The organism is Amycolatopsis sp. NPDC039088, assembly GCF_055598845.1.
Genome location: NZ_JBVKAE010000016.1, coordinates 58,723 through 78,022 on the forward strand (window position 1 = coordinate 58,723; position 19,300 = coordinate 78,022).

The window sequence follows — 19,300 nt, forward strand, 5'->3', positions numbered from 1 at the left end:
CTGACGGTAGCGAAAGCCTCCTTCACTACCGTCAGGGTAGGCAAGGAGGCCTTGCTACCCCGGGCCGGGGACCCGTCAAGGGATAACGATTTTCGCCGCTTTTCGGAAAGGATCGAAAGTTACCGCAATTCCTCCGTTCGGGTGTAACCCTTCGCGGTCGCTTGCCGACTGACCGGTGTCGGCAAGTGCTGGAGGAAAAGTGTCCATGATCGGACGGCCCCCGGATACGCTCGATTTCGACACCGGGCGTCTGTCTCGTCGCGTAGCCCGCACCGCGGCCGCGATGGACGCGCTGGACGCCGAGATCGGCGCCTGGCTGGCGAGCCGCTCGGGCAATCCGGTGTTCCGGCGCTTCTCGTCTCATTTACGGACTCTGGAAATCACGCTGACGCGGATGTGCTCCCGATTGCGCGCCGAGATCGAGGCGGTTTCCGGAGATGCGGCCGAGGGCTATGCGTATTGCCGCCGCGTCGATCGTGGCCTCACCACCTTGAGACGCCTTTTCCTCTGGTACGCGGAGAAGTACGACCAGCGCGCGGCGGGTGGTCGTCAGGCCGTGCTCGCCGCGGCGGACGAACTCGCGCGAAGCTGCTGGAGCGCGGGATTCGCCGCGGCGGGCCGGAAACCACCCACCGGACCACTGTGCTTCGTCGACAACCGGACGGACGCCGTGGCCCGCCGCCGGTGTGACCTGCCGACGGAACTCAAGCCGCCGTCCGACGATCCACTGATGGAATTCGTGGACCGGTTGCCGATCCCGGTGATCGCCCTGCCGGAGCAGGCGGTACGCGAAGGATGGTGGGTCGTGCTCGCCGCCCATGAGACGGGACACCACGTGCTCCACGATCTCGATCTCGGTGTTCCGGTGCGGCAAGCGCTCCGGGAGGCGGTTCCGCCGAGCCTGGCCGCGAACTGGGTCGCCTGGCACAACGAGGTGTTCGCGGACGTGTTCTCGCTCCTCATGGTCGGGCCGGCGGCCGCGTGGGCGATCGACGAGTTGCAGTTCGGCCCGCGGTCCGGGATGTCGCTGGCGAGCGGGGGATACCCGCCGCCGTTGGTGCGGCTGGCGTTGCTGGGCGAGACGCTCAAGGCGCTCGGCGCGCCCGCCGGTATCCCGTGCGCCGCCGACGCGGCCACCGTCGAGGACGCGAAGACCGCGCCGCAGCTGGCCGTTGTCCCCGCCGTCGTCGCCGCTCTGCTGGATCTTCCGCTCGGTGACGCGAGACTGCGTTGTCTGGCACTGGACGAAGTCATCGGTACCGGCCCGAGTGTGCGCGCCTGGTCCGAGCAGCTGACCAGGCCCGAACCGGCGATCGGCGCGATCGAAACGCGCCGGGCCCCGCGGCTGCTGATCGCCGCGGCGGTACACCGCTATCGCGCTCTCACCCCGGCGGCCGGGGATGCCGTGACCGGGAGGCTGCATACGGCGTTGCTGTCCCTGCTCGGCCGCAGCGGCGTCCCGGGCCTGCTCGCCCCGTCACCGGAGACGGACGTCGAGACCTTGGCGGACGCGCTCGGGGAACTGCTGATCGAAAGGGCCGCCGAAGGTGAACCTGCCTAGAGTCGTCGTCGATGTGGCTCGCCGTGACCCCGGCCCCGGCTGGACCGTCACGGTCACCGGCGACGGCGTCGACGAGCGATTCGAGCTGGACGCCGTGACGATGGACGTCGGCGGCCGCGAATTCACCCTGCCCCATCGCGGTGACCTCGACCTCGGGGACCTTTCCGGCAGGCTGGCGCGGATCGACGACCGGGCGACCGTCGCGGGCGATGTCTGCGCCTATGGCGAATGGCTCTTCCACAGCCTTCTGGAGCCCGTCTGGGCCGATGTCCGCAAGCTTCCGTGCGTCGTCACGGCCCGTGGGGTGGAGCTGGCGCTGCGCTGGCCCGTCGACGACACCGCGCTGCATCAGCTCACCTGGGAAGCCATGAGCCACGAGGGTATCCCGCTGGCCAACGATCCCGATCTGCTGGTCGCGATCACCCGGCTGGTGCCGGTGCGGACCGGCCCGGTCCAGACGATCGAGCGGACTCCCAGGGTGCTCTTCGCGGTCGGTGGTGCCTTGCTGGACGACACGATCCGGCCCGGCGCGATGTTCATGGGCCTGGTGCGCGCCTTCGACGCCGACGGGGTCTGCGCGGCCAAGGCGGTACAGAGCGTCGACAGCGAGGAACTCGCCCGCCACTGCGCGGAATTCCAGCCGGACGTCGTGCACCTGGTCGCCCACGGCGACGTCGTCGACGGACACGGCAAGCTGAAGCTGGCCAAGGGGGAATGGGCGGGCGCCGACGTGCTCGTCCCGGCCATGACCAGGACGTCGCGGCCGCTCGCGGTGGTGCTGAGCGCCTGCCGCACGGGTTCGGGCGGGCTGGCGGAACCGACCCCGGCCGGACCGCTCGCCGCGGAACTGGTGGCGGCGGGCATCCCCATCGTGTCCGCTGTCGCGGGTGAAGTGAGCGAGCAGGCCTGCCGGCTCTACAGCAAACGCCTGGTGGAGGCGATCAGCGACGGGACGCCGCTCGCGAAGGCCGTCGCGCAAGGACGTCAGGCGGCGTTGTCCCGGACCGAACCCGGTCTGCAGCTGGATTGGGCGATGCCCGCGCTGTTCGTCTCCGAATCGGTCGATCCCGCCTTCCGGCCGGTGAACCGCGACTCCGCCGAGTGGCTGACGAAGGCGGCCAGGCAGCTGGAGCTGCGGGTGCCACCGGTGTTCATCGGCCGGGACGCGATACTCGGCCACGTCGACGACATGTTCGACCACACCAACCCGCTCGGCGTGATCGGCGTGCTCCGCGACGGCTCGCTGGAGCGTCTCGGCGGGACCCGGCTGCTCCGGGAAATGGGGTATCAGCTGCTGATGCGCGGACATCTTCCGGTGCTGCTGGGCCCATACGGGCTCGGGGCCGAACCGGGCGACCTCCGCAAGTTCCTCTTCGAGATCTACGACAAACTGAAGGATCTCTCCAAACGGCTCGGCCTCACCGTGCCCCGCTTCGACCTGCTCGAACCGGAGTACCCGGCAGCAGACGAGCCGGACGCCCGGCTGCGCATGCGCAACCACATCGAGGCGCTGGACGGCCTGTGCCGCGGTACCGGGGAGCTGAAACCAGCACTGGCCAAGGAAAGCCTGGAGACGGACTTCGAGAAGCTGGCCGGGGTGGCGGCCGGGCGGGGCGAACCGTTCGGCGAGCACACCAGGGTCGTCGTGCTCGCCGACGAGGTCCATCGCTGGCCGTTCGTAGGGGAACTGGCGGCGTGGCTCCAGAAGACGGGGGAGCTGGGCCTCGGTTCCGTCGACAGCCCGGCCCCGTTCGTCTTCACCGCGTCCTCCCAGGACGACGGCGGACGGCTGCTGAGATCGTTGAGCGATCTGAAGTACGGCCAGCCGGGCTACGCCTTCCCGCCACTGGACGAGCTGGAGGCGGACGAAGCCCTGCTGGGATTCCAATGGATCCTGCTGAACCCGTGGCTGAAGAACGACGAGAAATACCGGAAGGTCTACGCCGCGCTACCGGACGCGGACTGGGAGGTCGTGCGGTCCGCCTTCGATTTCCTCGAAGGAAAACCGGCGATGGTCAAGGAACGCATCTTCTGCAAGGTCGCCAACCTTCTGCACGTCAACAAATGTTTCGCCGCGGACGACGACTTCGCGACCTGGGACCGATTTCTGGGATTGGGCCGATGATGGAGCATTTTCCGGACGAGCTGCGGCGACTGCTGACGCAGTGGCAGGACAATCCCGCCGCCGAGTTGCTGGACGAGCTGGACCTCGATTCCCGGACGCTGTGCCGGGTCAGCCTCTTGCCCGAATGGACCCCCGAACTCGCCGTCCGGCTCCAGCTGACGGGACCGGGCGAACTGCCCGGCCTGGTCGAAAGGCTGGCTGAGGCCGATCTCATCGAGCGGCGTGCCTCCCGCACCGCCGTCGGCGACGCGCTGGGGCCGTTCTGGATACGCACCAGGCGACGTCGGGAGGTCGGCGACTACCTGCGGGACAAACTCGGCGTCCAGCGTCTGCAGGCCGAGTACAACCTGTTCTGCGGCGAGGTCAGCAAGCTGAAGCACGACGGCTTCGGGATCTGGTTGCTGGTGCGGCGGTTCTCCTCCGATCCCACCGGCGCGCTGCTGCTGGAGTGCGTCGAAGGGTTGCTGCGCGACCGGGATCTCGCGGCCGCGGCTTCCACCGTCGCCACCACACGCGTGGTCAGCGACGTCATCGGCGGCACGCTCGAAGACGCGGTGAAACGTGCGCAGTGGCGGCTGGATCGCGAATACCGGACGAAGGACGACCTCGGCCATCTGAGCGGCTATCACCGGCGGAGCGAGATCGAGGACGTCCTCGAAGAGCTGATCCACGGCCGTGAGGGCAAATGGGCCGCGCATCTGCTCGGGAACGCGGGCGTCGGCAAGACGATGGCCATCCGCTACCTCGCTTCGGGCAAGCTGGCCGGGGATCGCGGGCTCGGACGGTTCCCGGTGGCGCGCGTGGACTTCGACCACCTCGATCCGAGATACCCGGAGCGCCGCCCGGGGGAGCTGCTGCTCGCGATGACCGACGAGTTGCTCGGCTTCGCGACCACCCGCGACGCCGAGCACCGCTACCGTGCGGTCCGCGACGCCGCCGACGCCTTGCACGAAGAGCTGTCCCGGTCTTTCCCGGATCCCGGGCACGCGGAACGGCTGCGGCTGGAGGCCATCGAGCGGTTCGCGGATTTCGTGCGGCGTCTCCCGGAACCGGTCGTACTCGTCTTGGACACCTGCGAAGAACTCGCGAAGCTCTACGCGCCGGGTGCGCAGGCGCCCGCCATCGACCAGACCTTCGATCTGGTGGAACGGTTGCACGACCAGGTGCCGAGCGTCCGGGTCCTGTTCGCCGGGCGTCGCAAACTGGTGTCGGCCCCGGGCGACGGACCGCACGGGGGTCCGAGCCTGGAAGTGCGCGAGCATGTCCGGGTCGTGCCCACGCGTGGCTTCACCCGCTCCGACGCGGAGGGGTATCTCGCCGAACGTGAGGTGCCGGTTCACGTGTGGTCCGCGCTGCTGGACCGATCGCTGGAGGACGGCCGGTACAACCCGTTCGAACTCGCGGGGCTCTGTGATTGGATCCGCGACGAACCCGGGCTCGACCTCGCCGGACTCACCGGCAAGGACAAGGACCCTTATGTGGAGCGCCGTATCCTGGCGCGCATCCAGGACCGGCAGGTCAACTCGGCGCTCCCCGTCGCCGCCGCGTTCGGGGAATTCGACCGTGATCTGATCACTCCCGCGCTCACCCGGGCCAGGGTCGACGTCAAGGCGGCCTTCGACGGGCTCGCGGCACAGGAATGGGTGAACGTCCGCAAACTGGGCCGGGACGGCATGCCCAGCGTGATCGAGATCGACGAGCACATCCGTGAACGGCTTCGTGCGGTCCTGGACCGGTCGCCGGAACGCCCTTCGCCCGACCCGCACGCACTCGGCCGCGACGCCGCCGCGGTGATCAAGCAGAAGCCTTTCTCCGAGGTGGCGACGGAGACCGTGGTGGCGGCCATCCGCCTGCTCCCTCCCGAAGAAGCGGCGGAACTGTGGCGCTGGCTCGACGACGCGATCGTGTCCCGGCGTGAGTGGGCGTGGGCGGAGGGGGTGGCCGCGCGGGTCGCCGCGATGGAACAGGCCAGGGTGACCTCCGGCGGCCCGACGATCCTGGCCGCGGTGCTGGCGACCGCCGCCGCTGCCCGGGTCCACAATGGACACCGCGATGGCCTCGAGGGATTGTGGTCCGGAGTCGAGGACCATGCGGCGAGAATGCCGGGAAAGGGCTCGGCGACGCTCCAGTTCCGCGCTCGGCTCGGGCAGATCTCGGTGGACGAGTCCGGCGACGTACCCGACCACGTCGCTTCCTTCCTCGAGCTGTGCCTTATCGACGATTCGGCGGTCCCGGCGGATTCGATGGTCGCCGCGGTGGAGAACCTGATCACGCGGCCCGCGTCACCTGTCTTCTTCTTGTTGCTCGGGGAGGTGCTGGAACGCTTGATCGAGCGGGCGCAGCCCAGGATCGCCGCCGCGGCCGCGATCCTGCTGGCCGGGCTCTGGTTGCGACGCGATGTCGAACGGCCGGTGCTGGCGGAGCTGGAGCGCGCGACGAACCGCCTGCGTGACGAGGACCGGAACCTCTGGGGGTTGCCCGAGTACGCGGACTGGGTCGTTCCCCGCGGGCTGCTGGAGCGGCTGCGGCTGATGCGGGTACTGATCGCGCTCTACGGTGGCGAGCCCTTGCTCGGCAGCGAGTGGCGATCCTGGTCCGGGGACCTTCAGCTCGCTGACAACGACATCGACGCCGACCGGCTACGGGCCGCGCTGCTCGATTACGAGCTGGCGTCGACCGCCTTCGTCACGATCCCCCAGTACCGGCTGGAACGGCTCTCCGGCAGGCCGGTCTCCTGGCTGCACAACGGTTTCGGCCGCCCGCTGGTGGTGGCCATCGCCGACGCGATGGGGCTGCGGGGTGACTACGACCGGGCCGCGGAACTGCTCGAACGACAACGGAAGCTGGCCGTCGCCGAGGGCGATCAGGCGGAACTCATCGAGTCCTGCGACCTCGCCCTGCTCCGGTTGTGCCGCCAGGAAGGGACACAGCGGCACGGGCATGTCAGGAGCCTCGCCTACGAGGGCACGCCGAGGTTGCGCGACGAGGCGTGGCTGGTGCTCCGGTTGTCCGGGAATTCCCTCGGCGACTGGCGTGAGCTCTGCACGCCGTTCGGACGCTGGCGGTGCGATCCACGTGGGACACCACCGGAATCGGTGGAGGTCGACCGGTGGGCCACCGATCACCTCGACCATTGGGAAGCCGAAACCCTCAGGCCCCCACGGGCCGCGTCGACGCTCCCCGTCGAGGGCCTGCTCGCGGCAGGACGCGTTCAGCTCATGGCCGGGGAGATCCAGACGAAACTGGGCCATCCTCAGGAAGCCCTGCTCAGATTGGAGTTCGCGGAGGAAGCACTCTCGTCGTCCGGCTTCACCGAGGGAGCCGATCGCGCGCGGTCGTTGCGTGGACCGTCCATCGAGATGCCGCAGGCGGCTCGGGTGCGGCGCAAGCGCCGTAGCCTGTCCACCACCGTTTTCTCGGCGCTGCCGAGGTTCCTTAACGGCACCTTGGGGGCGTATGCCCACCGGTGCCGGCGATGGGTGGCGGGGCACACCTGGCGCCAGCTCCGCTTCGAGCTGTACCTGTGCCTCACTCTCGGTGTGATCGCGTCGGTGTTCGCCGCGGTGGCGGGAGGTTCCGCCGGCTGGGTGATCGGACTGGGAGTGGGGGTGACGGCGCTGGCGGCCTTGACCAGTCTGGGATCGGCTTACGAGGGATCCACGGTGCGACGGCTGGAGATCCGGCTGGAGCATGAGCGGGCTCACTTGACCGGCTACTACGGCCGAGAACTCCGCAAGCTCGGCGTGGAAGCGAAAAGGGCTCGCAGGCGGAGTGTTCTCGCCACCCCGTTCTGGTCGGAGGTCTTCGAGCCCGAAAGCGAACGATCCCTTCCATCGGACGCGATGGACCGCCTGGTGAACCTGGTGCTCCCGAGCACCATCACGATCGTCCTCCTGGAGATCCCGCGCGATGGCCAATTCGTCGTTCCGTGGGAACACCGCCTCGGCACGGCGATGCGGGCGATGGACGCGCACCGCGTCGTGTGGACCCGATGGCTTCCCGGACCGATCACGGAGGCGGACGCGCCGAGCAGGCGGCGCGGTGGAGCGCTCCTCCGCGCGCCGGTGAGCCTCTGGCCCGGCCTCGTGTGGAACGAGGACATGCCCGGTTTCAAACGGCTGGTGCACGTGGTGGGCACCCCGGTGCGCTCGTCGGCGGGCTGGCAATTCCGCGTCCGTGACACGACCGGGGAATCGAGCCGCGCGTCGAGCCGGGGTTCGAACAGCCGCGAAGACCTCTTCGATCTGCACGCCCTGACCAAGGATCCGGTGGCTTTGGTGGTGTTGCAGGCGGATCCGGTGGACGGACCGCCGACACCGTTGGGAGGAGCACACGACCTGTTCGTCCGTGCGGCGACGGCGGCGATGGACAAGGCTGTCGACGCGGTGCTGGTCATTCCCCCGTTGCCGGACCGGCTCGCCAAGGACGCCGTCGAGATGATCTGGCGGGCGGCGGGCAGCTTCGGAGTGTTGATCGAGCCGGCCCTGGTCAGCCTTGTCGCCGATATCAAGACGATGGTGTACAAGGCGGAACGCGCCGGAACCGACCCGCCGTACGCCTGCCTCGACGTGCTGTTCTTCTTGCGGGACAAGAGAAAGGGAACCTCATGAACGGACGCATCCGCAAAGTCGGAGAGCAGGTGAGGAGCTGGTTCACCACCAACGCGAAACAGCTCACCTTGAAGTTCTACGCCGACGAAGGCGCCGAGCCCTTGGACCCGGGCGAAGGGTATGTCCGGTTGTGGCTGGCCGAAGGGTTTCTCGCGACCGCCGGCAGCTGGGGTAACGACCACTTCCCGGCCCTGCACGGCGGGGTGACGCTCACCTTCGCCGGGCGCGCGACGCCGTTCACGCGTTTCACCAAACCCTCGGCGCCGCTTTCGGCCGGGGTGTATCTGGATTACCCGATGACGACACTGCTTCCGTTCGTCGGTGGCACCGTCGAGCTGGAAGCGGGGCTTTACCGCGCCACGGTCGCCGGACCGCTGGCCGCGGCGGTCGAGATCGGCGGCAAGCTGGCCTCGCTGATCGGACCGCCGCTCAGCGTGGCCGCCGACATCGCGGACAAGATCTCCCAGGGTCTCGGCATCGTGCTGGACGCGGAGAAGGAGGCTCCGGTCCTCGGCCTGCACCACACGCTGGTCTCCGACGGCGGCGGCGGGCAGGTTCTGCGCTCCGGGAGCCTCGTGCTCATCAAGGCCCAGGAGCACGAACTTCCCGCCGGCCTCCGGATCGAGAACGGCAGGCTGCGGAGCGACTCCGGCCTCCTCGCCGGGTTCGACTATCTCGTCCTGCGCGTCGAATGCCGGACCGAGCACGACGAACTGCGTTTCCCGCAGCTGGCGTCACTCCAGCAGCGCGCCGCCACCGAATGGTTGTCCGGTGAGGTGGAGCGGTTCAAGCAGATCCGTGCGCTGGCCATCACCGAAGCCGTCGGCTCGGCCGATCTCATCGCCCGCGACCGGTTCAGGCTCGCGAAGTACGTGGCGGATCAGATCGACCTGGTCAAGGAACTCGGCGCGGTCCCGCAGGAGGGCGGGGGCTTCGATCCGGTACCGGCACGGCTGCTCCCGGACGCCGAGGAGGTCGCGAAGCTGACCCTTGACGACCTCCTGGCGTGAACCGGGCACGCCCCATCATCCCGACAGAAGTGTGCGGGTGGTCTTGGCCACCAGATCGACGGTGCGGGGCGGTGGCGCCTCCCCGCGGTCGAGGTACCGCCGTACCGCGGCGTAGGGGAGGTCCACGAGGGCCAGCATCAGTTCGTCGGTGCTCCGGCCGGTCAGCGGGCGCAGCCGCCGTACGACCTTGGTGAGCGCCGTGTCGAGCCGGTGGTTGGCCTCGTCGGCGCGGGCACGGTCTTCGGCGGTCCAATCGTCGACGCCGAGAGCGCGGTCACCTTCGTAGAGCAGTTTGCCCTCGGCGGGATGGGCCCGGCACCAGCGGACGACCTGTGCCGCGGCCTCGACCGCCGCCTCGATGGTCGGTTCCTGTTCGAGCACCGCGAGGTAACCCTGCTGGAAGCGGGCCAGGGTGCGGAGCCAGACGGCCGCGAGGAGGGCCGGACGTCCGGGGAAGCGGTGGTAGATCGACCCGCTCGGCGCGCCTACCTCGCGGGCGACGGCCGACATGGTCACCGCCGCGATCCCGTTGGTGGCGAAGAGCTGGATCGCGGCGTCGAGGAAGTCGTCGGCGTTGTGCCGCGGTGGCCGTCCCATTATCAGAGACTATCCTCTACTATGGTTTTAGTGGAAGGTCTCTAGAATGGGTCTGAAGGGACGGGGAGCGCGATGCGCGTATGGAACAGGCATTCCCGGATTTTCGCCGTGTCACAGGAGCGCGTCGGCGCACTGATCGACACACTGGCCGGTGACGACGATCGGCTTTGGCCCGTCGCCGCGTGGCCGCCGATGCGGTTCGATCGGCAGCTCGGAACGGGGGCCGACGGCGGGCACGGGCCGGTGCGGTACGTCGTCGAGTCCTACGAACCGGGGAAGTCCGTGCGGTTCCGGTTCACCGCTCCGCGCGGGTTCGACGGATTTCACGAATTCACTCTGCGCCCGACAGGAACAGGGGAGACCGAGCTCGTGCACCTCATGGTGTTGCGACTCCGGTATCCCGCTTGGTACACCTATCCGCTGCTGTGGCGGCCGATGCACGACGCCTTGCTGGAGGACTGCCTGGACCGTGCCGAGCGCGAGCTCATCGGTACGGTACGGACACCCGCGCGGTGGAGCCCTTACGTCCGGCTCTTGCGGAACCTGATCTCCGGCAAGAGGTTCTTTCGTTTCAGCGCGAACAAGATCCCGCCGAGGAGCACGACTGCGATCAGGTAACCCAGCGCCAAGGACAGGGCACCGCCGTTCGCGGGCGGGAGCAGGACGCCGAAGACCGCGCTGATCCCGGCGAGGATCCAGCGGCCGCGGCCGGTCGTGAGGCTCACGGCGAGCAGCGCGACCGTCCACAGGAGATACCACGGCTGCACGACCGGCCCGAAGACCAGCATCGCGGCGAAGGTGAGTCCCGCGCCGTAGAGCGGGTGCATCTTCTCCCGGTAGGTGAGCCACAGCAGCCTGGCCCCGACGGCCAAGCCGAGGATCGCGCCGATGAGCGAGAAGACCTTGATCGCGCTGTCGGTCAGATCCGCTCCGAAGAGCTTGCCCACCCCGCCGACGAGGAAACCGAGTTCGTTGGTGGGCGCCATCCAGCTGTGCACCTGACCGGAAACCCCGGACAGCACCCGGACCCAGCCGAAACCGAGCCCGCTGCCGAGTGAGATCGCCACGGTGACCGCGGCGAATCCGCCCGTCAGGCCGAGTGTCACCGCCACCCGGCCGAGGGGCGTCGCCCGGCGGAACAGGTCGACGCCGACGAACAGCAGACCCGCGACGGCCACGATCTTCACGTTCGCGGCGGCGCTCACCGCGACCACGCCGGCCGCGATCAACGCCGGCCGGGCGGCGCCGGTCTTCGCCGCGCCCATGAGGACGAGTTCCAGTCCGGCGACCATCAGTCCGACCATGAGCCCGTCGTTGTGCACACCGGCCACGATGTGCCACAGCACCAACGGGTTGAGCAGGGCCAGCCACAGCGCGATCGACGGTGGGACACCGACGCGGCCTGCCAGGCGGGGGAGTGCCCACGCCATCAGCGCGATGCCCGCCAGCCCCAGCAACCGGTGCAGCAGCACGGTCGGGACCAGGTCGTCACCGGCGATATGGGCGATCGTGCGGGCCAGTGCGACGAACGCCGGACCGTACGGCGCGGGCGTGTCCCGCCAGTAGTGGCTGACCGACAGGGTCACCGGCGAATCGGCGCCGAGCGCTTCGGCAGGGCCGACGAGGTAGGTGTCGATCCCCTTGGCCGCGATCAGCCCCTGCGCCAGATAGCTGTTGATGTCGCCGCTGAACAGCGGGCGCGCGGCCAGCAGCGGCGCGCACCACGAGACGGCGATCCAGTACAGCCGCCGCCGCGGCAGCGCGGCGGCGAGCCGTCCGATGCCCAGCCAGGAGAGCACGAGGGTGGCCATCCCGGCGACGCCGAGTGTCACCACCAGCACCGATGGCAGGCCGACCCCGGACGTGACCAGCACCAGCACGACGATTCCGGTGAACCCCGCCCAGTGCAGCGTCCCGATGGTCAGCCCGGTCTTCTCCGGCGCGGGCAAGACGTTCTGCATGCGGCCAAACTACGCCAAGTGCGAAAGCCGGTTCCGCCGAACGTCCGAGAAACGGTTCTGGACGCTTCAGTCCGGTGTCCGACGGGTACCCATGGCCAGGAGAGGCGGTGGTGGGCGTGAAGAAACGCTGGGTGCGCCTCGGGGCGTTCGCCCTGGCCGGAATCCTGGTGGTCGCGGCGGCCTTGCAGCTCACCGGGTTGCTGCCGAAGCTCGACCCGTTCGGAACGTCCACTGTGGACCGTTCACAGCCGGCGGTACTTCAGGCCGTCCGCGATCTGAGCCAGTACCACGCGGCGGTCGGCGACTACCAGGTCATCGTCGACATCGAAAAGGACGTCAAGTGGGTGCCCGCGAGCATCGCCGGGGAACGGACCCTGTTCGTGGCGGCGGGTTCGGTCGACGCGTACGTCGATTTCGGGCCGATGATCGAGAACGCGCTCACCGTCTCGGAGGACCGCCGGTCGGTCGAGGTGCGGTTGCCGGAGCCTCAGCTGGCGAAACCCAATCTGGACAATGAGCGCAGCTACGTCTTCGGCCAGGAGCGTGGTCTGATCGACCGGCTGTCTGCGGTGGTGTCCGTGCCACAGCAACAACAGTTCTACGTGGCCGCCGAGAAACGGATTGCCGACGCCGCGCAGCGTTCCGGCCTGATCGAGCGGGCGAGGGCCAATACGAAGGCGATGCTCACCGGGATGCTCACGGCACTCGGCTTCCAGGTGACGTTCCCGGCGGAGCCAGCCGGCTGAGCGCGTCCGCTTTGTCCGGTGTTTCGGCTGGTGAGGCCGGTGGTATCGCCTCTGCATGAACGCCGACCCGGTGCCAGAGAGGATCGCGGAGGTCTGGGGAGAACGGACCCCGTACGCGCGCGAAGCCGCCTGGCCACGCAGGGTGGATCTCCACCTCGAGGACGGCATCGGGGAATCCGCCGTCGACAGCTGGGTCCAGTCGGCCTGTGTGCTGTGCAGTAACGGATGCGCCTGCGACATCGCGGTCAAGGACGGCCGGCTGGTCGGCGTGCGCGGCCGCGAGACCGACTTGGTCAACCACGGCCGGATGGGCCCCAAAGGCCTGTACGGCTCGTGGCAATGGAACGGAAAGGACCGGTTGACCCGGCCGCTGATCCGTCGCGACGGCGAACTGGTGGAGTCCGGCTGGGACACCGCGATGGAGCTGATCGTACGGCGCTCGAAGGAGCTGCTGGCCGAATCCGGGCCGCTGTCGCACGGCTTCTACACGAGCGGCCAGCTGTTCTTGGAGGAGTACTACACACTCGGGGTCATCGGCAAGGCCGGGCTGGGGACACCCCATATGGACGGCAACACCAGATTGTGCACGGCCACCTCCGTCGCCGCGATGAAGGAGAGCTTCGGCTCGGACGGTCAACCCGGCACCTATGCCGACATCGACCACTGCGACGCGCTGTTCCTGTTCGGCCACAACATGGCGGAGACGCAGACCGTGCTGTGGTCGCGGGTGCTGGACCGGCTCGCCGGGCCCGAACCGCCGGTAGTGGTCGCCGTCGACCCGCGGACGACGAAGGTCGCCGAAGCCGCGAAGACGTCCGGTGGTGTCCATCTCGCTCCACTGCCCGGTACGAACCAGGCCCTGATGAACGGCCTGATCCGCGAGCTGATCGTGAACAAGTGGATCGACGAGGACTACGTCTCCGCGCATACTCTCGGCTTCTCCGAACTCGAGACGACCGTCGAGCCGTACACCCCGCGCCACGTCGCCGAGGTGTGCGGGATCGACGCGGACGCCCTGGTGCGGGCCGCGGAGATCTTCGGTACGTCCGAGCGGGTGCTGTCGACCGTGTTGCAGGGCTTCTACCAGTCGCATCAGGCCACCGCGGCGGCCTGCCAGGTCAACAACCTGCATCTGCTGCGGGGGATGATCGGCAAACGCGGTGGCGGGGTGTTGCAGATGAACGGGCAGCCCACCGCGCAGAACACCCGCGAATGCGGCGCCGACGGCGACCTTCCGGGATTCCGCAACTGGCAGAACCCCGAGCATGTCCGGCAGCTGGCCGAACTGTGGAACGTCGAGGAGTCGACCATCCCGCATTGGGCGCCGCCGACGCACGCCATGCAGATCTGGCGGTACGCCGAGCAGGGTTCGATCCGGTTCCTCTGGATCTCGGCGACCAATCCGGCGGTGTCCATGCCGGAACTTCCGCGTATCCGGGACATCCTCGGCAAGGAGGAGCTGTTCGTCGTGGTGCAGGACGGCTTCCGGACCGAGACGGCCGAGTACGCCGACGTCGTCCTGCCCGCCGCGTTCTGGGGTGAGAAGCAGGGGACGTTCACCAACGCCAACCGCACGGTGCACCTTTCGGAGAAGGCCGTCGATCCGCCCGGTGAGGCGCGCCCCGATCTGGAGGTCTTCCTCGACTACGCGCGACGGATGGACTTCCGGGACCGCGACGGCGATCCGCTGATCAGCTGGGAAACGCCCGAAGCGGCCTTCCAGGCCTGGCAGGAGTGCAGTCGTGGCCGGTTGTGCGACTACACCGGCCTGTCGTACGAGAAACTCCGCGGTGGCAGCGGGATCCAATGGCCTTGTGACTCGGATCGGCCGGACGGTACCGAACGGCTGTACCAGGACGGCGTTTTCGCCACCCGGACCGACGAGTGCGAGGACTACGGCCACGACCTCCTCACCGGCGGGACGGTTTCGGCGCAGGAACACCAGGCCTCGCGTCCGGACGGGCGCGCTTTCCTCAAAGCGGTGGAATACACGCCTCCACCGGAGGAACCCGGCGAGGAGTACCCCTTCGTGTGCACGACCGGGCGCACGGTCTACCACTTCCACACCCGGACCAAGACCGGCCGCGCCCGGCACCTCCGGCGTGCCGCACCGGAACCTTGGGCGGAACTGGCCGCGGCCGACGCCGCCGACCTCGGGGTCACGGACGGGGATCTCGTCCGGGTCGAGTCCGTCAGAGGCGGTGTCGAGGTCCCGGTCCGGATCGGGCGGGTCCGTCCCGGCGTCGTCTTCCTGCCGTTCCATTACGGCTATTGGGACACCGACGGCGAGGGCCGCCCCCGCGCCGCCAACGAACTGACCATGACCGAATGGGATCCGGTGTCCAAACAGCCGTTGTTCAAGATCAGTGCCGTCCGCGTCAGCAGGGTGGAGGGCTGACCCGTGCATCTCGCGACCTATCTCGGCCTTCTGCGCACTTCACTGACCACTCTCGCCGACGCCCTCCGCGAAGTCGGCCGCGGCCACGGTGAAGAGCCCGACGTCCAGCAGACCTGCCTGCTGCTCGCCGGGCGGATCGACCGGCAGGCCGAGGCCCTCACCCCGATCGTCGAGCGCTACGGCGAAGATCGGGAGGAGGAGCCGGAACGGCTTCACGCCGCGGGCTTGGAAACCACCCGCGGGGGCCCGGTCGGATTGCTGCGGGATCTGCAGGACCTCTACGCTCTCGCGTCGTTCACCGATATCACCTGGACCGTCGTCGGTCAGGCCGCCCAGGGGTTGCGTGATCGAGAGCTGCTCGACCTCGTCGAAAACCGCGAAGAGGAGACCGCGCGCCAGCTGACCTGGATTCGTACGCGGATGAAGCAGAGCGCTCCTCAAACACTCATCGCCGCACGATGATCTTCGCGAACGTGCTGCACTTGCCGCGACGGCCTTGACCGTGCCACCGCGTCCTGGTGGGCTGGCGAGGTCGACGGGAGGCGCGATGGTGACGAAGCCGAGACACACCCTGACCTATACCGAGCCGCTCGCCACCGGAGAGGTTTCGGTCGACGCCTCGCCGGAGAAGGTGTACCGGCTGGTCAGTGACCCCGTCGCGATGGCCGAGTGCGCGGAGGAGCTCCGGAAGGCCCGCTGGATCCGGGGCGCGAGCGAAGCCGCCGTCGGGAACTGGTTCTCCGGCAGCAATCGCAACGGATGGCGGCGCTGGGTGACCCACGCCGAGATCACCGAAGCCGAGCCCGGCCGCCGGTTCGCCTATCGGGTGCGCACGCCGTTCTTCGTGCCGATTTCCCGCTGGGAGTACGAGATCCGGCCCGACGGCGACGGCAGCGTCGTCACCGTGACGAACTGGCTGCGGGTGCCGCCGTGGTTCGTCCCGTTCGCCATCCTGATCACCGGCCAGCCCGACCGCGCCGGGACCAACCGGTCCAATATCGCCGCCACCTTGCGGCGGGTGAAGGCCCGCGTCGAGGGCCGTGAGTGGCGCGTTTAGAGGACTAAACGCTGGGTTCCTGCAGGCCCCGGCTCTCCAGCTTGCGCATCACCGGGCCGGACAGGAGACCGTGCACGAGGACCGACACCGCGATCGTGAGCGCCGTGACGCGCCACAGCGAGTCGGCCATCGGGAAGTCGCCGTGCCCCAGCGCGTAGGACAGGTAGTAGAGACTGCCGATCCCGCGGATGCCGAAGAACGCGATCGCCGTCGCCGCCGGACGGGTGGTGGCACCGCCGATCAGGGCCAGCCCGCCGAACAGCGGGCGCACGACGGCCACCGCGGCCACCGCCACGAGGACTTCGACCAGCCGAAGGCCCGCCAGGAGCCCGTCGCCCAGCGCGACACCGAGGCCGAGCAAGGCCAGCGCGACGAAGAGCCTTTCCAGCTGATCACCGAATTCGTGCAGTACACCGTGGTACTCGTGTGAGCGTTCGCTGGCGCGGATCGTCGCGGCGGTCGTGAACACCGCGACGAAGCCGATCCCGCCCAGCCACTCGCACAGCGCGAACGGGAGGAACGCGATGGCCAGCACCACCAGCCCGTCGGAGTACTCGCCGAGGCGCAACCGGTCGTGCCGCACCCGGAACATGAGCCAGGACAGCAACCAGCCGCAGGCGAGGCCGACCAGCACGGCGACCACGAGCGGGACGACGACCTCGGTCAGCAGCCACGGCACCGGAGAGGTGCTCGCCGTGCCGGCCATGGCGAGCGCCACCAGCACGAAAGGCATCGCCAGCCCGTCATTGAGCCCGGCCTCCGAGGTGAGCGTGAACCGGATCTCGTTGTCGGCGCCGCGTCCGTCATCCGTATGCGGCGCCGGTACCTGGACATCGCTCGCCAGCACCGGATCGGTCGGCGCCAGCACGGCACCCAGCAACAGTGCGGCGGCCGGGGACAGGGCGAGCGCCCACCAGCCGAGCAGGGCCACCGCGCAGACCGACAGCGGTAACGTGATCGCCAGCAGCCGCCACGTCGAGTTCCACGACCGCCAGCCGATCAGCCGGTCCGATTTCAGCCCCGCGCCCACGAGCGACACCAGGACACCGAGTTCGGTGATCACTTCGACGGCACCCACATGCGATCGCGGATCGAGCACACCTTCGCCGTAGGGGTGTCCTAACGGGAGCAGCCCGAAGATCAGCCCGCCCACCAACAGGACCAGCGGCATCGACAACGCGCGTTCGTGCAGAAGGTTCGGCAGCACCGCGGCGCACAACGCCAGAACGCCGGCCCCGGCGAGCAGTATCTCCATTCGCGCGGAGTACCCGGCCCGGACTTCGCGCAACCGCACGGGGCTCGGCCGTCGAATCCGGGTCCTTTATGGACTGTCAGCGCGGTTACGCGTGGGCTGGGTCGCCTTGGTGTAGCGGCGGGCGAGCGAGGCGAAAGCCTCCGTCAGTTCCGGCGGCCCGACGACCTCGATGTCCGCCTCGAACCGGCCGATGCTCGCCGCCAGCCCGGTCCAGGACCACGAGCCGAGCAGGAGCCGGCACCGGTCCGGTCCGAGTTCCTCGACGACGCCGTCGCGGACGTAGTGCGACACCTCGGCGGCGGGGAGATCGAGGATCACCTCGCCGCGGCACGGCCAGTCGCCGGAGGAGGAAGAGCCCCGGAACCGGCTCGCGACGAACGTGGCCACATCGGCGGCCGGTAGGTCGCGCGGGGTGAATCGCGGCCCGGCCGGGGTGCGCGGGGTGATCCTGTCCGCCCGGAAAGTGCGCCAATCCTCGCGCTCCAGGTCCCAGGCGACGAGATACCAGCGGCCGTGCCAGGTGACCAGATGATGCGGTTCCGCCCGGCGTGGCAGCGCGGAACCGGCGTAGTCGAAACGCAGGACCTCGCGGGCGTGGACGGCGGCGCCGAGCGCCAACAGGACTTCACCGTCCACACGGGGATCCGCCCTGGTCGCGGGTGACTCGACGGCCGTGACGCGCAGGGCGTCGATCCGGCGCCGCAGCCGCGAGGGCATCACCTGCCGGACGGTGTGCAGTGCCCGCATCGCCGCCTCCTCGATCCCCGCGCCGCTGGTGGTGGCGATCTGGAGCGCGACGGCCAGCGCGACCGCCTGTTCGTCGTCGAACAGCAGCGGCGGCAGTTCGGAGCCGGCGTCGAGCCGGTATCCGCCGTCGGGCCCCTTGATCGTCGCGATCGGATAGCCGAGTTCGCGGAGCCTGTCGACATCGCGCCGCACGGTGCGCGGGCTGACGTCCAGCCGCTCGGCCAGCAGTGCGCCCGGCCAGTCGCGGCGGGCCTGCAGCAACGAGAGCATCGAAAGCAGACGCGCGGAGGTCTTCGGCATGATTTCCATGATGCCTCCAGTAGAGGACACACCCTGTCCTCTACCCCTGCGAGAGTGGCTCTCGTGCCAGAAAACGACAACCCGGAGGGCCCGATGACCGCCACCATCCTCGACGCCGAACGCGCCGACCTGCTCGAAGCCCTCGACGCCGTCCGCGCCGCGCTGACCACCACCGCCGGAGGCCTCACCGACGAGCAACTCGGCGAGCACCCGACGGCCAGCGAGCTGTGCCTCGGCGGCCTGATCAAACACGTCGCCTCGATCGAGGAGATGTGGCTGCGGTTCGCGGTCGAAGGCCCGTCCGCGATGACCTACGACCTGCCCGAAGGCGTCACCTGGGCCGACCTCGGCGCCGGGACCGCCCGCGAGTTCCCGCAGTGGGCCATCGACCACCAGAACAACTTCCGGATGCTGCCCGGCGACACCCTCGCGGGAATCCTCGAACGCTACGAACAGGTCGCCGCGCGGACGAAGGAGATCGTCGCGTCGATTCCCGATCTGTCCGCCACGCACCCGCTGCCGGAGGCGCCCTGGAACGAGCCGGGCGCGGTGCGCAGCGTGCGCCGGGTGCTGACGCACGTCATCGCCGAGACCGCGCAGCACGCCGGGCACGCCGACATCCTGCGCGAGAGCATCGACGGCCAGAAGTCCACGTAGAGCGCCTCATGAGTGGTGATGACGGTTAGGGCCAATCGTGTCTTAAGTGCCTACTGTCGGGCGCGCACCAGCAATACCGCCAGCTCCAGTAGTCACACCTCCCCAAGTACATGAAGGTCCCCTTCCTTGGCGCCTAGCGCAGGGTCCCGGCGAAGTCGCAGAGTTGCTGGTCAGCGCTGTTCTTGGTGGTCCGGATGTGGCATCGCTGATGCCTGCAGGGTGCGAGTGTGGAGGGTTTGGGACGGTGAACGTCCCAAATCCTCCACACTCGAGGTG

The 19,300-nt window shown here is 68.9% G+C and carries 14 protein-coding genes; 10 read left to right on the top strand and 4 right to left on the bottom strand.

The features are described from left to right. The first annotated feature begins 205 nt into the window (after positions 1-205). Genes ACZ7KI_RS21415 through ACZ7KI_RS21430 form a run of 4 tightly spaced genes read left to right on the top strand, consistent with a single transcriptional unit; the run spans position 206 to position 9,306 of the window. Positions 206-1,561 (top strand): hypothetical protein, encoded by a 1,356-nt coding sequence (locus tag ACZ7KI_RS21415; protein ID WP_470274865.1) that lies wholly within the window; start codon positions 206-208, stop codon positions 1,559-1,561. Continuing rightward, complete coding sequence (locus ACZ7KI_RS21420) at positions 1,548-3,686, top strand: CHAT domain-containing protein (RefSeq protein ID WP_470274866.1); 2,139 nt, start codon at positions 1,548-1,550, stop codon at positions 3,684-3,686. Before ACZ7KI_RS21415 ends, ACZ7KI_RS21420 begins: the two co-directional genes overlap by 14 nt. Then, a complete protein-coding gene (locus ACZ7KI_RS21425; protein WP_470274867.1) occupies positions 3,683-8,296 on the top strand; it encodes a hypothetical protein in 4,614 nt (1,537 codons plus the stop codon). Before ACZ7KI_RS21420 ends, ACZ7KI_RS21425 begins: the two co-directional genes overlap by 4 nt. A gap of 29 nt (positions 8,297-8,325) precedes the next feature. Continuing rightward, the gene (locus tag ACZ7KI_RS21430) at positions 8,326-9,306 is read left to right on the top strand and encodes a hypothetical protein (RefSeq protein ID WP_470274868.1); all 981 of its coding nucleotides are present in this window, start codon (positions 8,326-8,328) and stop codon (positions 9,304-9,306) included. 15 nt (positions 9,307-9,321) lie between these two features. Here the strand turns inward: ACZ7KI_RS21430 and ACZ7KI_RS21435 are convergent, their stop codons facing one another. Continuing rightward, positions 9,322-9,903 (bottom strand): TetR/AcrR family transcriptional regulator, encoded by a 582-nt coding sequence (locus ACZ7KI_RS21435; protein ID WP_470274869.1) that lies wholly within the window; start codon positions 9,901-9,903, stop codon positions 9,322-9,324. 72 nt (positions 9,904-9,975) lie between these two features. On the opposite strand from ACZ7KI_RS21435, the gene ACZ7KI_RS21440 reads away from it, so the two are divergent. Further along, a complete protein-coding gene (locus tag ACZ7KI_RS21440; protein WP_470274870.1) occupies positions 9,976-10,521 on the top strand; it encodes an SRPBCC family protein in 546 nt (181 codons plus the stop codon). On the opposite strand, the gene mptB is transcribed toward ACZ7KI_RS21440, so the two are convergent. Beyond that, positions 10,425-11,864, bottom strand: coding sequence for a polyprenol phosphomannose-dependent alpha 1,6 mannosyltransferase MptB (gene mptB / locus ACZ7KI_RS21445; RefSeq protein WP_470274871.1), 1,440 nt, complete (start codon positions 11,862-11,864; stop codon positions 10,425-10,427). The genes ACZ7KI_RS21440 and mptB overlap by 97 nt on opposite strands. A 110-nt stretch (positions 11,865-11,974) precedes the next feature. On the opposite strand from mptB, the gene ACZ7KI_RS21450 reads away from it, so the two are divergent. The 4 genes from ACZ7KI_RS21450 (at position 11,975) to ACZ7KI_RS21465 (ending at position 16,065) form a co-directional block, all read left to right on the top strand. Then, on the top strand, positions 11,975-12,610 hold the full coding sequence (locus tag ACZ7KI_RS21450; protein WP_470274959.1) for a DUF4230 domain-containing protein: 636 nt from the start codon (positions 11,975-11,977) through the stop codon (positions 12,608-12,610). 55 nt (positions 12,611-12,665) lie between these two features. Beyond that, positions 12,666-15,008, top strand: a complete 2,343-nt coding sequence (locus tag ACZ7KI_RS21455) for a molybdopterin oxidoreductase family protein (protein WP_470274872.1) — start codon at positions 12,666-12,668, stop codon at positions 15,006-15,008. Between the two features lie 3 nt (positions 15,009-15,011). Beyond that, complete coding sequence (locus ACZ7KI_RS21460; protein ID WP_470274873.1) at positions 15,012-15,470, top strand: hypothetical protein; 459 nt, start codon at positions 15,012-15,014, stop codon at positions 15,468-15,470. Between the two features lie 85 nt (positions 15,471-15,555). Continuing rightward, positions 15,556-16,065: an SRPBCC family protein gene (locus ACZ7KI_RS21465; protein ID WP_470274874.1), complete on the top strand. Its 510-nt coding sequence runs from the start codon at positions 15,556-15,558 to the stop codon at positions 16,063-16,065. Positions 16,066-16,069: 4 nt separating this feature from the next. On the opposite strand, the gene ACZ7KI_RS21470 is transcribed toward ACZ7KI_RS21465, so the two are convergent. Continuing rightward, positions 16,070-17,320, bottom strand: a complete 1,251-nt coding sequence (locus ACZ7KI_RS21470; protein ID WP_470274875.1) for a cation:proton antiporter — start codon at positions 17,318-17,320, stop codon at positions 16,070-16,072. A gap of 66 nt (positions 17,321-17,386) precedes the next feature. Then, positions 17,387-18,367, bottom strand: coding sequence for a helix-turn-helix transcriptional regulator (locus ACZ7KI_RS21475; protein ID WP_470274876.1), 981 nt, complete (start codon positions 18,365-18,367; stop codon positions 17,387-17,389). A 93-nt stretch (positions 18,368-18,460) separates the two neighbouring features. On the opposite strand from ACZ7KI_RS21475, the gene ACZ7KI_RS21480 reads away from it, so the two are divergent. Further along, entirely contained in the window at positions 18,461-19,024 is a 564-nt protein-coding gene (locus ACZ7KI_RS21480) for a DinB family protein (RefSeq protein ID WP_470274877.1), read from the top strand. Positions 19,025-19,300 lie beyond the last annotated feature (276 nt).

Bases quoted from the DNA above. Each gene is read 5' to 3' on its own strand.
- ACZ7KI_RS21415 (WP_470274865.1), top strand. From the start codon at position 206: ATGATCGGACGGCCCCCGGATACGCTCGATTTCGACACCGGGCGTCTG.
- ACZ7KI_RS21425 (WP_470274867.1), top strand. From the start codon at position 3,683: ATGATGGAGCATTTTCCGGACGAGCTGCGGCGACTGCTGACGCAGTGG.
- ACZ7KI_RS21435 (WP_470274869.1), bottom strand. From the start codon at position 9,903: ATGGGACGGCCACCGCGGCACAACGCCGACGACTTCCTCGACGCCGCG.
- ACZ7KI_RS21440 (WP_470274870.1), top strand. From the start codon at position 9,976: ATGCGCGTATGGAACAGGCATTCCCGGATTTTCGCCGTGTCACAGGAG.
- mptB (WP_470274871.1), bottom strand. From the start codon at position 11,864: ATGCAGAACGTCTTGCCCGCGCCGGAGAAGACCGGGCTGACCATCGGG.
- ACZ7KI_RS21455 (WP_470274872.1), top strand. From the start codon at position 12,666: ATGAACGCCGACCCGGTGCCAGAGAGGATCGCGGAGGTCTGGGGAGAA.
- ACZ7KI_RS21465 (WP_470274874.1), top strand. From the start codon at position 15,556: ATGGTGACGAAGCCGAGACACACCCTGACCTATACCGAGCCGCTCGCC.
- ACZ7KI_RS21470 (WP_470274875.1), bottom strand. From the start codon at position 17,320: ATGGAGATACTGCTCGCCGGGGCCGGCGTTCTGGCGTTGTGCGCCGCG.
- ACZ7KI_RS21475 (WP_470274876.1), bottom strand. From the start codon at position 18,367: ATGCCGAAGACCTCCGCGCGTCTGCTTTCGATGCTCTCGTTGCTGCAG.
- ACZ7KI_RS21480 (WP_470274877.1), top strand. From the start codon at position 18,461: ATGACCGCCACCATCCTCGACGCCGAACGCGCCGACCTGCTCGAAGCC.